A 15180-nucleotide genomic window follows, 5' to 3' on the forward strand; every position below is an offset into this window, starting at 1 on the left:
GTGACTATTTTAAATTTAATCCGTCCTGAATTTGCCAGTTTAGTTCCTTATCGACCAGGGGGGGATGAACTTAAAAATCGCCTCCATGCCAATGAATTGCCCAAGGCACCGCTTGCTTTACTGGATCTCCAGCTTAATCAATACCCTGATTATCAGCTCGAGCGTGAACTTCAATCACAGCTTGCTAGCTATTATCAAGCAAGCCCGGAACAGATTGCCCTGACTCGAGGCAGTGATGACGGAATAGATCTGCTAATGCGCCTTTTTCTGGTCGCCGGGCAGGACAGTATTCTGCAATGCCCCCCGACCTTTCCCATGTATAGTTTTTACGCGCAGCTGCAGAATGCCGCAGTCATCAATTGCCCTTTGGATATTCAGGATTTTAGTTTAAATCTGGATCAACTATTTTCCAGCTGGCAGCCTGGTTGTAAAATCGTCATGATATGCCGCCCCAATAATCCAACCGGTAATTGCCTTGATATCGATTCAGTTGCCTTGATCTGCGAGCAGTTTGCCAATAAAGCAGCCGTTGTTGTTGATGAAGCCTACATCGATTTTTCAACTGGGGAGTCTGCTGTTCAACTGCTGCCGCGATTCGATAATCTCATTGTTTTACGTACCCTTTCCAAAGCCTTTGGCCTTGCTGCCCTGAGATTAGGGGCAGTAATCGCTAATGAGCGGTTTATCCACGAGTTAAAAAAGATAATACCCCCTTATCATTTAGCTTCACCCGTATTAAAAGCAGCTTCCCTGGCGCTGAAAAATCAGAATTGGTTCACAGGAGTAATTCAAAGCATTCTTGAAGAGCGTGAACGCATTGTAGAGAAACTAGGCGAATTGCAATGGATAGAGGCTATCTTTCCCAGTGAAGCGAATTTTATTCTGATTAAAAGCCGGCACAGTGCAGCAATTCAGATTTGGCTAGCGTCGCATGACATCGCAATTCGCCGCTTGCCGCCCGCTTTTGGACTGGAGAATACCTTGCGCATCACGGTCGGTGAAGCACAGCAAAATAATCAACTCCTGGATGCTTTATATCGTTTTAACTCTGCAGGTGGTGTATGAATCAGTTAATACTCATAGATCGGGATGGAACCCTGATAGAAGAGCCAGAGGATTTTCAGATCGATCGGCTGGAAAAAATAAAGCTGTTGCCGGAGGTTATTCCCTCCCTGCTCCGCCTGAAAAAAGCAGGTTATCAGTTCCTGATGGTGACTAATCAGGATGGTTTGGGCACAGACAGCTTTCCTTTTGCTGATTTCGAGCGCTGTCAGAATTTTATTCTCAATCTGTTTGCCTCCCAGGGGATAGTGTTTCGTGAAATCCTGATTTGCCCGCACAGGCCTGACGAGAATTGCCCCTGCCGAAAGCCTGATACCGGCTTACTGGACGGCTTTCTTAAAGAGAATACTCTGGACAGCAAAACATGCTGGATGCTAGGCGATCGTCTTTCTGATCAGGAGTTCGCCAGCAATCTGGGGATCCCTTTTCTGGCAGTTAATCAGCAACAAAACTGGTCCCGGATTGCGGATCGCATTTTGGCAAGAAAAGCAGCAATTAATCGGCAAACTCGGGAAACGTCTATTCAAATCGAGCTGAATCTCGACTTAGAGGAGCAAATTGAAATTAGCACTCCAATCCCTTTTTTCTCACACATGCTGGAACAGATTGCCAAACACGGCGGCTTTTCGATGCAATTGAGAGCGATGGGGGATACTGAAGTCGATGAGCACCACCTTATAGAGGATACGGCATTGGCTCTGGGCGCGGTTTTACGTGAGTCATTGGCCGACAAGCGAGGAATTGGACGCTATGGGTTTACGCTGCCAATGGATGAATCGCTGGCCTCTATTGCTATTGATCTGGCCGGTAGAGCTTATTGCCGCTTTGAAGCGTCATTTACCAGAGAGTTTGTCGGCGGAATGGCCACTGAAATGGTTGCTCATTTCTTTCATTCTCTGGCGTCCAGCCTTGGCGCTAGCATACATATCAAAGTGACCGGTGAGAATCACCATCATATGATTGAAGCCTGTTTTAAAAGCCTGGGCCGAGCTTTGAGGCAAGCCTGTGCGCGAATTGATAATGACTTACCATCAACCAAGGGGCTCCTATGATTGCTGTGCTGGATGTTTGTGGAAATAATCTTGCTTCCCTTAGCAATGCTTTATCAAGATTAGGTTATAACTATTTGCTAACCCATGATGCAAAAGAAATCTGCAATGCAAGCCATTTAATTATTCCCGGAGTAGGCACTGCGCCATCAGGTATGAATGCATTGAAAAAATACGGGCTGGTTAATCTGATTAAAGAACTTAAACAACCCGTTTTAGGGATTTGCCTTGGGATGCAATTACTTTATGAATACAGCGAAGAAGGCCAGGTGGAGTGCCTGGGCCTTCTACCCGGTAAAGTCACTTCATTTTCTCCAGAGAAAGATTATCCGGTTCCACATATGGGCTGGAATTCTCTGAATTGGCTAAGCGAATCGCCCTTGCAGGCAAATTTGCCAGAACAAACTTATATGTATTTTGTTCACAGCTATGCCCGCTTTCTTGACGCCAGCAATCAAACGACCGTAGCAAGTTGTGAATACAATCATTCCTTTTCCGCTATTGTGCAGCGGGACAATAAAATAGGCATGCAATTTCATCCTGAGAAATCAGCGCAGGCAGGCTTGCAGTTACTCCATAATTTTTTAAGGATGCAATAATGAATATTATTCCCGCGATTGATTTACAAAATGGACAATGCGTTCGCTTATGCCGGGGCGATTTTTCACAAACAACAATTTATCCGCAATCAGCAAGCCAGTTAGCGGCGCTTTACCGGCAAAAGGGAGCAACCCGCCTGCACATTGTGGATCTGGATGGCGCGCGTACAGGGTCTCTTCAACAGCTTGAATTAATTGCTCCGCTGTTATCCTCCAATTTGTCCCTGCAGGTTGGCGGCGGAATACGTTCACTTGAAACAGTAAAACAATGCCTTGATGCCGGCATTCAAAAAATTGTTTTGGGCAGTATTGCTATCCACGATATGGAGAAGACATCTACCATCATCCGCTTCGCTGGTGCAGAACGGGTTGTGCTGGCATTGGATATCCGCTGGGTAGATGGGCTTCCCTTGCTAACCAGCCATGGCTGGCAGCAATCGACTAACCTAAGCTTATGGGAGTTGGTTGATGTGTATGCACAAATAAATATAAAAGAGATTTTATGCACTAATGTCGATTGCGACGGCATGATGCAAGGACCTGACTTCTTACTTTATCAGGAAGCGATTCGGCGTTTTCCACAGATCCAATGGCAGGCTTCCGGCGGAATCCGCGGCGACGCCGATCTCCGCTGTTTGGAACAGCAAGGCTTGTCAGCAGCCATTCTCGGAAGAATGCTTTACGAAACAGACTTTGACTTGTCTGCTTACACCGGGAGGGAATTACTATGCTAACTAAACGTCTGATTCCCTGCCTTGATGTCTGTAATCAGCAAGTGGTGAAGGGGGTTCAATTCAGAAATCACCGCATTATCGGCGATATTCTGCCTTTGGCAACTTATTATTCAGAAGCAGGCGCTGACGAACTGGTGTTTTATGATATCACCGCCAGCAGCGAGGATCGTGCGGTCTCTCTTGACTGGATAGAAGCAATTGCTAAAACAATTAATATCCCCTTTACTGTTGCTGGCGGCATCCGTACACTTGAGAAAGGGCGGGCTATTTTGAATGCAGGGGCTGATAAACTTTCCATTAACAGCCCTGCTCTCGAAAATCCGCAACTTATTGACGAGTTAGCGAAGGAATTCGGAAGCCAGTGTGTGGTACTCGGGATTGATAGCCAATGGCTGGAAGATGATTATTATGTATTTCAATACACAGGCGATCCGGACAAAACCTTAAACTCCAGACGCAGAACTGTGGAATGGGTTAAAGAAGTCCAGGAAAGAGGGGCAGGAGAAATCGTTTTAAACTGCATGCAATCAGACGGTGTCAAAAAAGGTTACGACATCCGCCAATTGCAACAATTAAGAGCGCAAATTCATGTCCCGCTAATTGCTTCCGGCGGTGCAGGTGCGGCTGCAGATTTTGTGAATGTATTCAAACAGGCTCAGGTCGATGGAGCACTCGCGGCAAGTATTTTTCACGACAAAATCGCAAGTATCTGTGACATTAAACAATTGCTTGCGGAAAATAATATTGAGGTTAGGTTATGAATCATATTGATAATACATTATTAGACTGGGAAAAAATGAACAATCTGATTCCCGCTATCATCCAGCATGCCGACAATGGCGATATTCTCATGCTAGGTTATATGGATCCCCAGGCACTAGAAATTACCCAGGTTACCCGAAAACTGACCTTATACAGCCGCAGTAAAAAACGAATCTGGCGAAAAGGCGAAAGCTCAGGCAACTCCATGGATGTGATTTCATTAGCGGTTGACTGTGACGGCGACAGCCTGTTGGTGCAGGTGCTACCTACAGGACCCGCTTGCCACCTGGGTTATACTACCTGCTATAAACCGGTGACCTCGGCAAAAATAAACTTTCTGGCGAGTCTTGCTGACATCATCCAGACACGAGGCGACCAGCAGGAAGGGATTAGTTATACTGCACAACTTGTGCAGTCCGGGGTAGCACGATGCGCCCAGAAAGTCGGCGAAGAAGCAGTCGAAACGGTTATTGCTGCTGTGGAAGGACATAAGGATGCAGTAATCGAAGAAACCGCTGATTTACTCTTCCATATTCTGGTGATGCTAAAAGCCTGCGAGCTTGATCTCTATCAAGTTATTGATTGCCTGCAGCAAAGACATCTTCCGGCTTTGCAGCGCGAGTAGTGTTGGGCTCCGAAGGTCGACACTTCGAACTCCCGCGGCATCGACCTATAGCTATCTACACAAATGCATGAGAATAAAAAGCTATCGAATCCCCGCGGCTTTGACCGCGGGGCCCACACGAAGCTAATTTAATGTTAAGAACACCTGTTTATGACTATCTGTTAAATCCTATTTTTTGGCAACATTGAAACTTGTCTGAGGACCATACTACTTCAACAGGCATGGGCTCCGAGGTCAAAGCCGCGGGGGTTCGAGTGCATTTGTGTATACCTAATGAGGGGATTCGGGGGGCGATACCACGATTCGTCGCAGGGGTTTAAAATATCTCCGCCTGGGGATAAACAAGTCTTCGCATGAATGCTCTAAGTGGTTCGTATATCCCCTGTTTTAAGGTATACTCTTGGCCTCAAATAGCCTTGATCGTGATTTATGCAAAACTCCATACTTCAATACCCATCCCTTGATCGCAAACAACACTGGGGAAGCCTTTATGGCTGCAGTCTGGCGCTTGCCTTGTCGGAATATTGCCAGAAAGAAGCCGGGGTTAAATTACTTATTACGCCAGATACCCTGACAGCCAATCAATTAATGTCGGAACTACGTTTCTTTCTTGGGCAGTCCAATTACGAGTTGCTGTATTTTCCAGATTGGGAAACATTGCCCTATGATCACTTTTCTCCCCATCAGGATATTATTTCTGAGCGGCTGCTTACATTAAACCGCCTTCAGCAATCCACTAAGGCCATTGTTGTTGCTTCTGCACCAACCTTAATGCACCGGCTTTGCCCTCCCGAATTCCTGCATCAATATGCGTTTGTCCTGGAGCAAGGCCAAACGCTCGACCTCGCCCACTTTAGAAGCCAGTTACAAAATGGCGGTTACCATTCTGTCAATAAAGTATTAGAGCATGGCGAATACGCCGTACGCGGCTCCATTATTGATATGTTCCCCATGGGAAGCAGCAGCCCATTCAGAATTGAGCTATTTGACGACGAAATTGAAAGCCTGCGTCAGTTTGATACCGAGACACAGCGGACCATTGCCAAAGTCGAAAAAATTGAAATTCTGCCTGCCCGGGAATTTCCGCTTAATGAGGCCAGTATTACTCTCTTTCGCAGAAACTTCCGTGAGCAATTTTCGGGCAACCCCAGTCAAAGTCCTGTCTATGAGAGCGTCAGTAATCATCAATATCCTTCAGGTATTGAATATTATCTGCCTCTTTTTTTTAATCAAACCGTCACCTTCTTTGATTATTTACCAGAGAATGCCAATATTTGCCTCATTCAAAATATACCTGAAGAAACTGAGCGATTCTGGCAGGAATTGAAATTGCGTTATGAGCAGCGCCGCTACGATATAAGCCGGCCTATACTTGCGCCTGAACAGGTTTTTATCAGCCCCACTGACCTACTCACCACTGTAAATACCTATAAGCAACTGCGGGCCTGGCAGCACCCCATTGACAGGAAAGGGGCTGTTTTTAATTTTCCCATTGCAGAAGCGCCCTCTCTCCCCATAGACCGCCAGTCACAGCAACCTTTGCATCGATTAAGGGAGTATCTTAGCCAGGCAGAACGCCGGCATCTGATTGTGGTGGAAAGTGCTGGCCGCCGGGAAGTACTTCTGGATTTACTAAGACAGACTGGTGTCACTGCAAATCCTCTGAGCGACTGGCAATCCTTTATCGACAGTGATGCCCTGATTACCATTACAACGGGTCCGCTTATTGAAGGTGCCGAGCTGTTAGATGCGCAAATGGCCATTATTGTTGAAGCGCAGCTCTTTGGCGAACAGGCCATTCCACAACGGAGGAGCACGCAAAAGACAGTTGATCCTGATTTGGTGATCAGGGATTTGGCGGAGTTACGCCTTCACGCGCCAGTCGTGCATATCCAGTTTGGGGTTGGCAGGTATCAGGGTCTTAAAACACTGGAAGCGAATGGCAGTATCAATGAGTTTCTGGTTTTATCTTATGCAGGCGATGACAAAATATATGTACCGGTGACCTCTTTACATCTGATTAGCCGTTATACAGGTATGGATAGCGAGCATGCACCCCTGCATAAATTAGGCAGTGATCAGTGGCAGAAAGAAAAGAAAAAAGCCACCGAAAAAATTCATGATGTAGCCATTGAGTTATTAGATGTCTATGCCAAGCGCGAAGCCCAGCCCGGCTTTGTTTATCAATTCGATTCCCATGATTATCAGCGCTTTGCCAGCGGATTCCCGTTTACTGAAACAACTGACCAGCTCAATGCAATTAATGCAATTATTCATGATATGCAGTCTCCAAGACCCATGGACAGGCTGATCTGCGGCGATGTGGGCTTTGGTAAAACAGAGGTTGCCATGAGGGCGGCATTCCTGGCTGTGCAAAATAGTAAACAGGTTTGTGTCCTTGTCCCCACTACGCTTTTGGCTGGTCAGCATTTTGAAAATTTCCGTGATCGCTTTGCAGATTTCCCCGTCAATATTGAATTGCTTTCCCGGTTTCGAAGCGGAAAAGAATCCAATCAGGTTATTGATGGATTGAAGTCCGGAAAAATTGATATTGTAATCGGCACTCATAAATTGTTTTCCAAAGGGATTGATTTTAAAAATCTTGGCTTGCTGATTATTGACGAAGAACACCGCTTCGGGGTTAAACAAAAAGAGCATATTAAATCACTTCGCACCCACATTGATATTTTATCGATGACAGCGACCCCCATTCCGCGAACATTAAATATGGCAATGGGAGGAATCAGGGATATTTCGCTAATCGCGACGCCGCCTGCCAAGCGCCTCGCTATTAAAACCTTCTGGCAGGAGAAGCAAAACACTGTCCTGCGTGAGGCTATCCTGCGGGAAATTTTGCGTGGTGGACAGGTCTATTTCCTGCACAATAATGTTCAGACGATTGACAATACTGCCCAGGAATTACAGGAAATGCTGCCTGAGGCGAAGGTACGTACAGCCCACGGTCAGATGAGGGAAAGGGAACTTGAAAAGATAATGTCTGATTTCTACCATCATCGATTCAATGTATTAGTATGCACAACAATTATCGAGACCGGAATCGATATCCCTACAGCCAATACCATTATCATCGATCGCGCCGACAAGTTCGGTTTAGCCCAACTGCATCAGCTGCGCGGCAGGGTTGGACGTTCACATCATCAAGCTTATGCCTATTTATTCACTCCCAATGAAAAACTGCTTACTCCTGATGCTGTAAAACGCCTGGAGGCCATTGTTTCCTTGGAGGATCTCGGTGCAGGGTTTACCCTGGCCACCCATGATCTGGAGATACGCGGCGCGGGTGAGCTATTGGGAGAAGAGCAAAGCGGTAATATGCAGGCTGTGGGTTTCCATCTATTTATGGAGATGCTGGATAAAGCAGTTCATGATCTGAAATCAGGCAAAACTCCTGAATTGGGCGGACCTTTGCAACAAGGTCCTGAGATTGATCTGCGTTTAAGCGCCATTCTGCCGGAAAAGTACATTGCTGATATCCACACCCGCCTGATTATGTATAAGCGGATTGCCAATGCAGGCGATAAAGAGCAATTAAGGGATCTGCAAATTGAAATGATAGACCGTTTTGGACTACTTCCTCCCCAGGCAAAATACTTATTAGGGGTGACTGAGCTCAAGCTTATGGCAGCCCAATTAGGCATTAATAAAATAAACGCGGCTCAGCAGCAGGGTAAAATTGAGTTTGGGGAAACTCCCCGGATCAATACGGGGGCACTTATTAATCTGATTCAGGTTCATTCCAAGCGCTATCAACTTGACGGCCCTTCAAAACTTAAGTTCACGCTGGATAGCCAAAGCCATGAGGAGCGGATCCTCGAAATAAAGAATTTGCTAGTGAAATTAAGCATAGAGGGAACGGTATAGGCCTTATCGAGGTTTTCATTCCCATATCACTATTTGCCTCTGCTTGATTGCCCGCTGTATGAGCGGCTGATAATTCGCCTCAATCGTGCGTCGTTTCACTTTCAAGGTTGGGGTCAGATAACCGTTCTCAGCCGTCCAGGGATATTTGCTAATGATAATATGGCTAATTTTTTCATAACCGGCCAGATCTCTATTTACCAAATGCAATATCTTTTCCAATTGAGCCTTAATCCATTCCCGCGGCTTTTGCAGGCCTGCTTCATTCAATGTGGTAATTAGCACATTGCTAGGCAGCTCTCTCCCAACAAGACATAATTGTTCGATAAAGCCGTTTTCTCCAAAGCGTTCTTCGATGGGGGTTGGAGCAATAAATTCCCCTTTCTGATTTTTAAAATTTTCAGACAAGCGTCCAAGAATTTTTATCCGCATTGAACTGTCTATCTCGGCAATATCACCGGTGCACAGCCAGCCATCCTTTGACAATGCCCGAATGCTTGCCTCTGGATCATCATAATATTCTTTCATTAGACAAGGCGATTTAATTAATAGCTCTTCATTTTCTCCCAGTTTCACTTCAACCTCTAATCGGGGACTGCCTACATAGCAGGGACGTCTTTCTTCGAGCCTTGAAACCGTAGCGTAGGCAAGATTCTCAGTTTGCCCATAGCCCTCTTGAATTGGGATATCCAAAGCATCAAAGAATTTGATGATTGAGGCCGGTAAATGGGAAGCACCGGAAAAACAGTTATAGCATCGATCCAGTCCCAACTGACGCCTGATCTTTTTCTTGATAAAATAGGAAAGTATCGGGATTTTCAATAGCATCTGCAATTTCTCAGGCGGCACCTTTTGCTCAATTTTCTGTTGAAAAACACCCCAGATCCTTGGCACTGCAGTAAAAAGGTTCGGTTTAATTTCACGTAGATTTTCAGCAAACTTCTCAAGGCTTTCCACAAAAGACACATCACTTGGAATACTAACGCTGCCCAACTGAATAGCCGTGCGCTCATAAACATGAGCCAAGGGCAAATAAGAAATCAGGTGATAATGATTTAATTTTCTCATGCTTGCCAGATCGTCGGGAAAAAGGGCAAGATAATTGCTGATGGTCTGGTGAGTATAAACCGCTCCCTTTGGCAGCCCCGTTGTGCCTGAGGAATAAATTATAGTGAACAACTCTTCAGGTTCAGGGAAAATGATTTCCTCTAACGGTTCTCTTTTTAATACGTCATCCCAGGCGAAACAACCCTCCGGTTTAGGATGATAATTAAAAGAAACCCGAATAAATTGAGAAGAAATATATTCTTTGGTTGTCTTATAATTATCAAGCTTGCCAATGAAAACAAGCTTTACTCCTGCGTGGTTTAACACGAAATCAATGCTTTCCCGATGCTGGTTTGCAAAAAGAGGTACACTGACCATTCCTGCCAGGGCAATACCAAAATCAGCGATAAACCACTCAGCACAGTTTTTTGAAAATATAGCGACACGATCGCCTCGATTTAAACCACTGTCCTGCAAAAAGCGGGCAACCTGGCGCGCCTGCTCCATCGTTTTCTTCCAACTGTATTCATGCCAGTGATTATCGCGCGGCTGTCGAAGATAGATTCGATCGCCGAAATTCCTCTCATTGTCGACAAGATATTGATTAATTGATAATCCTGCACCCTTAGCTGCCATTTTCAATCCTTGAAAATTCATCTACAGCTAAAAGTATAGCTGAAATGAGCTCAGTTATCCGCCTTTGCGGACACTGTGAACTAGTCCATCCAGCACTCAGTGCCATACTCTGAGAACTCTTATAATCTAAGCACCCCGTTTATGCCTCACCCTCTTATCAGAGCCTACGTACCACGCTTTATGCTTGCCCCTCTTATGAGAGCCTACGTACCGCGCTTTATGCTTGCCCCTCTTATGAGAACCTACGTACCGCGCTTTATGCTTGCCCCTCTTAGGAGAGCCTACGTACCGCGCTTTATGCTTGCCCCTCTTAGGAGAGCCTACGTACCGCGCTTTATGCTTGCCCCTCTTAGGAGAACCTACGTACCGCGCTTTATGCGCGGTAACCATAAATAGGAGGGTGTAGTGTAATACTTTTTATTCATCACAAACATTACATGGATACCGCGCATAAAGCGCGGTACGTAGATGTGTCAAATAGATTTGCCAAACAGTACGTAGGCATGCCAATAGTTACCTGTTTTGGTCATTATCGGTCTACTTCGTTCCGCCAATCGTCAAGGCATCAATCTTTAGCGTAGGTTGACCCACCCCCACCGGGACTGATTGCCCCTCCTTGCCGCATACCCCGATCCCGCTATCTAGCGACAAATCATTACCGATCATACTGATTTGTTTCATGACCTCCGGGCCATTGCCGATTAAAGTGGCTCCCTTCACCGGTCTGGTAATTTTGCCATCTTCAATCAGATACGCTTCACTGGCAGAGAATACAAACTGCCCGGAAGTGATATCCACCTGGCCGCCGCCAAAATTCACAGCATACAATCCACGTTTGACCGATTTGATAATTTCCTGGGGATCGTACTGGCCGGCTAACATATAAGTATTGGTCATTCTAGGCATAGGCACATGGGCATAGGACTCTCGACGGCAATTGCCGGTGGGTTTCATACCCATCAATTTGGCATTCAATTTATCCTGCATATAATTCACTAGTACGCCGTCTTCAATGAGAGTTGTGCATTGGGTGGGGGTTCCCTCGTCATCCATTGTTAACGATCCGCGGCGGTTTTCCAGGGTTCCATCGTCAACAACAGTCACGCCTTTTGCAGCCACCTGCTGACCTATTTTCCCTGAAAAAGCCGATAGGCCTTTACGGTTGAAATCCCCTTCCAGGCCATGTCCCACTGCTTCATGTAAAAGAACTCCCGGCCATCCTGGTCCAAGAACTACCGGCATGGTCCCTGCGGGCGCATCTTCAGCCTCCAGGTTAATCAAAGCCTCCCGCACCGCCTCACGCGCATATTCCAGTGCCCTGTCCTTCTCAAGGAAATAAGAATAGGGAACTCGCCCCCCTCCCCCTGAGCGTGCACTTTCACGCCGGCCATTTTTATCTTCAACCAGAACACTGACATGTATACTGACCAAAGGTCTGATATCCGCTACCATTCTTCCTTCTATCCCAGCAACCATTATCACTTCATAACAACCGCTTAAGGATGCATTAACCTGAATCACTCGGGGATCAAGCCGGCGCGCTTCCTTGTCAATCGCTTCTAGTAATGCAATTTTTTCCTGTTTACTCATTCCTTCTATCGGATTAATTCCTGCATAACGACTTACAGGCGCACCGGAAACATGAATCGCATGCACGGGATTTGTTGCCACCAGCGCAATTGAACGAGCTGCGTCCGCAGCACGCTGTAAAGCAGGCAGAATAATATCATCGCAGTAAGCATATCCCGTTTTGTCGCCGCTTACTGCCCGGATTCCAACCCCTTTATCGAGTGAATAACTACCGCTTTTTACTTCTGAATCCTCCAGATACCAGGACTCATAACTGCTGCTTTCAAAATATAAGTCTGCATCATCTACATGTTGACCCATTATTGAATGAACCAGCTTGGCGATAGTTGATTCATCCAGAGAAGCAGGTTTTAAAATTAATTCTTTGGCAATTGCCAGCGCCTGACTCATAATCAATACCTTATTCGTTATTAACCAACCATGACTGCATAAACAATCTCAGTTACTAATCAAGACGTGGTGTTCAATACATGGAAATTGCCGTCTTAACTGATGCAACCGGGGTAAATCGATTTCCGCAGTCACCATACCCGCATTTTTATCGTGTTGGCCCAGAATTTTTCCCCAGGGCTCAATGATCATGCTATGACCATAGGTTTGCCTGCCATTTTGATGCGCCCCGCCCTGATTGGCAGCAAGTACATAACACAAGTTTTCAATAGCGCGCGCCCTTAGTAATATTTCCCAATGAGCAAGTCCCGTTATGGCAGTAAACGCTGAGGGGACTGTAAATAATTCTGCACCTCTCATCACTAATTGTTGATATAATTCTGGAAAACGCAAATCATAACAAACCGTAAGGCCAATTTTTCCGATTGGCGTTTCAACTACGATCAGCTCGCTTCCCCTTTCTATGGTAAGGGATTCCTGATGGGCTTCCTGATCAGAAACTCGGACATCAAACAAATGGATTTTGTCATAGCGGGCAGCACACCGTCCTTTATCATCAAAAACCAGGCTTGAGGAACGCACTTTATCATCATGCAAACCTTTTACAGGTATTGTTCCGGCAATTATCCAAAGTCCATGTTTGCGGGCATAATGACTGATTTTATCCTGAATCGCCCCATTGAGATAAGGCTCCGCCAAATGCAGCTTATCGGTTTCTTTTAGTCCCATAAATACAAAGTTTTCAGGAAGCACCACTAATTCAACGGCCTGTGCCCTCGCTGTCGCCAGCAATGTATCAACCTGACGCAGATTTTCATCAACATTTGCGGTAGAAACCATTTGTAATACAGCAGCTTTGGACATTATTATGTTCCTTGCAAAAAACAGATGTCAATTCTACCCTCAAATCGAGAAAAAAATCACTGTTATTCAGACATCTTTGCGAATCAGTATCCAGGAATTACCTGCCCAGCCTCTTGAGATCGAAATAATATCTCTATAGACTTGAAAAGCCCAATAGTCATTCCCATATATATGCTAAAATATAATACATATATAGGTAATCAGGATAAAATAACCGGAGTAGTCAATGAATAGAAATGACGTCACCATTTTAGGCCAGAGTAACGAGTCGGTACTGGCTACCAATCGTGTCTTACGCAACACTTATTTGCTGCTAAGTATGACCTTCCTTTTTAGTGCACTAACAGCCTATTTGTCTTTCGCATACAAAGCAGGCCCGATGAACCCATTCATTATGATTGGCGGTGTCTATGGATTAATGTTCCTGACCCAGGCTCTTCGTAACAGCGTCTGGGGGTTACTCAGTGCGTTCGCGTTCACTGGTTTTGTGGGATATACCTTAGGCCCCATTCTCAACTTTTATATCGCCAGCTTTTCGAATGGCGCACAGCTGGTAGGTACAGCATTAGGCGGCACAGGGATGATTTTCTTTGCTTTATCCGGCTATGCCCTGACAACCAGAAAAGACTTCAGCTTTCTTGGCGGTTTCCTTTTTGTCGGAATGATGGTAGCCCTTCTGGCAATGATTGCCGGTATATTCTTTGACTTGCCCGCACTGCAACTAACCATTTCAGCTGCATTCATTTTAATTTCTTCCGGTTTGATTCTCTTTCAAACTAGCGAGATTATCCATGGCGGCGAGACCAATTATATCTCTGCAACGATTTCCCTTTATGTTTCAATCTACAATCTGTTTATCAGCTTGCTGAACATATTGAGTGCTTTCGCTGGCAACAGAGACTAACATACTCCTCTATTCAAAATCCCGGCTCGCCGGGATTTTTTTATCAGATTATTGCCTAAACCCATTATCAATTATATGATTAGCCGGTTTTTAATATTGTCTTCAATTAAAGTCAAGGACAGGACATGCATACAAAAAAAAATGCACTATTTTCACTGGGCATGTTATTAGCCTCTAGTTCCTTTGCAGGATCCATGGGTGTTGTACCGGAGGGTTCTTATGTGGCGACTGTCAGTATTGCTGCAGCCTGGGTTAATGACCTCGGCGAAACGCAAACACTTAGCCTCCAACCCGATGTTATCAAAACTTATTCCGACACCACAAACTCTAAAGTGAATCCTGCTATTGAATTATTCCTTGGCTGGCAACACCCTATCACCGATACCCTGAAAGGCCAGATCGGTATTGCAGGAGCAGCTACTTCGAAGGTAACACTCGACGGCGATATTTGGGAAGATGCAGATCCGGCTTTTAATAATTATACCTACCAGTACAAAGTAAACCATTATCACCTTGCAGTTAAAGGCAAGTTACTGATGGATCTGGACGAATGGGTAGAACCTTATGTCAGTGCAAGTGCTGGTATTGGTTTTAATCAGGCCAGTGATTTTCAGATTACTCCCAGAATATTTGAGGAAATTCCCGCTCCTCCATTTAACTCACAGACCAAGTCTTCCTTTGTCTACACTCTGGGTATTGGACTGCAAACAGCATTTAATTCAAACTGGCAGCTTGGCCTGGGTTATGAATTCGCCGACTGGGGCAAAACCGAATTAGACAGGGCACGGGGTCAGACCGTGGGCCATGGGATTGAAACAGATAATTTCTTTGCCCATCAAGTTCAGCTGAGTTTAAGTTATATTTGCTAGCATATGCATGGGCCCGCGGTCGCAGCCCAAAGATCTCCACTACGCCCTGCGGCTTGTCCGCAGGGTCCATTGTTTTCTATGAGTCTTCTGGATCCCTCGGACAAGCCGAGGGAAGTAGAAGCCTAGAGCAGACTGTGTTTTCAGAGATGTGTAGATATCTATCGGTCGGA

The 15180-nt window shown here is 45.6% G+C and carries 12 protein-coding genes; 9 read left to right on the plus strand and 3 right to left on the minus strand.

What is annotated here, in order from left to right; all coding sequences use genetic code 11:
* The 7 genes from hisC (at position 1) to mfd (ending at position 8713) form a co-directional block, all read left to right on the plus strand.
* Positions 1-1065 carry a histidinol-phosphate transaminase gene (hisC, locus tag DYH42_RS08485; protein ID WP_058522449.1) on the plus strand — a complete coding sequence of 355 codons (1065 nt, stop codon included), beginning with the start codon at positions 1-3 and terminating at the stop codon, positions 1063-1065.
* Positions 1062-2114, plus strand: a complete 1053-nt coding sequence (gene hisB, locus DYH42_RS08490; protein WP_058522450.1) for a bifunctional histidinol-phosphatase/imidazoleglycerol-phosphate dehydratase HisB — start codon at positions 1062-1064, stop codon at positions 2112-2114. Before hisC ends, hisB begins: the two co-directional genes overlap by 4 nt.
* Complete coding sequence (gene hisH, locus DYH42_RS08495) at positions 2111-2710, plus strand: imidazole glycerol phosphate synthase subunit HisH (RefSeq protein ID WP_058522451.1); 600 nt, start codon at positions 2111-2113, stop codon at positions 2708-2710. The genes hisB and hisH overlap by 4 nt, the downstream gene beginning before the upstream one ends.
* Positions 2710-3444 carry a 1-(5-phosphoribosyl)-5-[(5-phosphoribosylamino)methylideneamino]imidazole-4-carboxamide isomerase gene (locus tag DYH42_RS08500; protein WP_058522452.1) on the plus strand — a complete coding sequence of 245 codons (735 nt, stop codon included), beginning with the start codon at positions 2710-2712 and terminating at the stop codon, positions 3442-3444. The genes hisH and DYH42_RS08500 overlap by 1 nt, the downstream gene beginning before the upstream one ends.
* Positions 3438-4205: an imidazole glycerol phosphate synthase subunit HisF gene (hisF, locus tag DYH42_RS08505; RefSeq protein ID WP_058522453.1), complete on the plus strand. Its 768-nt coding sequence runs from the start codon at positions 3438-3440 to the stop codon at positions 4203-4205. The genes DYH42_RS08500 and hisF overlap by 7 nt, the downstream gene beginning before the upstream one ends.
* The gene (gene hisIE, locus DYH42_RS08510) at positions 4202-4831 is read left to right on the plus strand and encodes a bifunctional phosphoribosyl-AMP cyclohydrolase/phosphoribosyl-ATP diphosphatase HisIE (RefSeq protein WP_058522454.1); all 630 of its coding nucleotides are present in this window, start codon (positions 4202-4204) and stop codon (positions 4829-4831) included. Before hisF ends, hisIE begins: the two co-directional genes overlap by 4 nt.
* Positions 4832-5260: 429 nt before the next feature.
* Positions 5261-8713 (plus strand): transcription-repair coupling factor, encoded by a 3453-nt coding sequence (gene mfd, locus DYH42_RS08515; protein ID WP_058522455.1) that lies wholly within the window; start codon positions 5261-5263, stop codon positions 8711-8713.
* Between the two features lie 15 nt (positions 8714-8728).
* On the opposite strand, the gene DYH42_RS08520 is transcribed toward mfd, so the two are convergent.
* The 3 genes from DYH42_RS08520 to DYH42_RS08535 form a co-directional block, all read right to left on the minus strand.
* Entirely contained in the window at positions 8729-10393 is a 1665-nt protein-coding gene (locus DYH42_RS08520; RefSeq protein WP_058522456.1) for an AMP-binding protein, read from the minus strand.
* Positions 10394-10930: 537 nt separating this feature from the next.
* Complete coding sequence (gene tldD / locus DYH42_RS08530; protein ID WP_058522458.1) at positions 10931-12373, minus strand: metalloprotease TldD; 1443 nt, start codon at positions 12371-12373, stop codon at positions 10931-10933.
* Between the two features lie 48 nt (positions 12374-12421).
* A complete protein-coding gene (locus DYH42_RS08535; RefSeq protein WP_058522459.1) occupies positions 12422-13237 on the minus strand; it encodes a carbon-nitrogen hydrolase family protein in 816 nt (271 codons plus the stop codon).
* 226 nt (positions 13238-13463) lie between these two features.
* Here DYH42_RS08535 and DYH42_RS08540 point away from each other — a divergent pair, with 226 nt between their 5' ends.
* Together DYH42_RS08540 and DYH42_RS08545 are read left to right on the plus strand one after the other, a co-directional pair.
* Positions 13464-14141 carry a Bax inhibitor-1/YccA family protein gene (locus DYH42_RS08540; protein ID WP_058522460.1) on the plus strand — a complete coding sequence of 226 codons (678 nt, stop codon included), beginning with the start codon at positions 13464-13466 and terminating at the stop codon, positions 14139-14141.
* A 125-nt stretch (positions 14142-14266) separates the two neighbouring features.
* On the plus strand, positions 14267-15010 hold the full coding sequence (locus tag DYH42_RS08545; RefSeq protein ID WP_058522461.1) for an outer membrane protein: 744 nt from the start codon (positions 14267-14269) through the stop codon (positions 15008-15010).
* The last annotated feature ends 170 nt before the right edge of the window (positions 15011-15180 follow it).

Source organism: Legionella birminghamensis, from assembly GCF_900452515.1.
In the GTDB taxonomy this organism is placed as follows: Bacteria; Pseudomonadota; Gammaproteobacteria; order Legionellales; family Legionellaceae; genus Legionella_C; species Legionella_C birminghamensis.

Coding starts and splice junctions, on each gene's coding strand:
- DYH42_RS08500 (WP_058522452.1), top strand. CDS start 2,710: ATGAATATTATTCCCGCGATTGATTTACAAAATGGACAATGCGTTCGC.
- hisF (WP_058522453.1), top strand. CDS start 3,438: ATGCTAACTAAACGTCTGATTCCCTGCCTTGATGTCTGTAATCAGCAA.
- DYH42_RS08520 (WP_058522456.1), bottom strand. CDS start 10,393: ATGGCAGCTAAGGGTGCAGGATTATCAATTAATCAATATCTTGTCGAC.
- mfd (WP_058522455.1), top strand. CDS start 5,261: ATGCAAAACTCCATACTTCAATACCCATCCCTTGATCGCAAACAACAC.
- hisIE (WP_058522454.1), top strand. CDS start 4,202: ATGAATCATATTGATAATACATTATTAGACTGGGAAAAAATGAACAAT.
- DYH42_RS08535 (WP_058522459.1), bottom strand. CDS start 13,237: ATGTCCAAAGCTGCTGTATTACAAATGGTTTCTACCGCAAATGTTGAT.
- hisH (WP_058522451.1), top strand. CDS start 2,111: ATGATTGCTGTGCTGGATGTTTGTGGAAATAATCTTGCTTCCCTTAGC.
- DYH42_RS08545 (WP_058522461.1), top strand. CDS start 14,267: ATGCATACAAAAAAAAATGCACTATTTTCACTGGGCATGTTATTAGCC.
- hisB (WP_058522450.1), top strand. CDS start 1,062: ATGAATCAGTTAATACTCATAGATCGGGATGGAACCCTGATAGAAGAG.
- tldD (WP_058522458.1), bottom strand. CDS start 12,373: ATGAGTCAGGCGCTGGCAATTGCCAAAGAATTAATTTTAAAACCTGCT.
- DYH42_RS08540 (WP_058522460.1), top strand. CDS start 13,464: ATGAATAGAAATGACGTCACCATTTTAGGCCAGAGTAACGAGTCGGTA.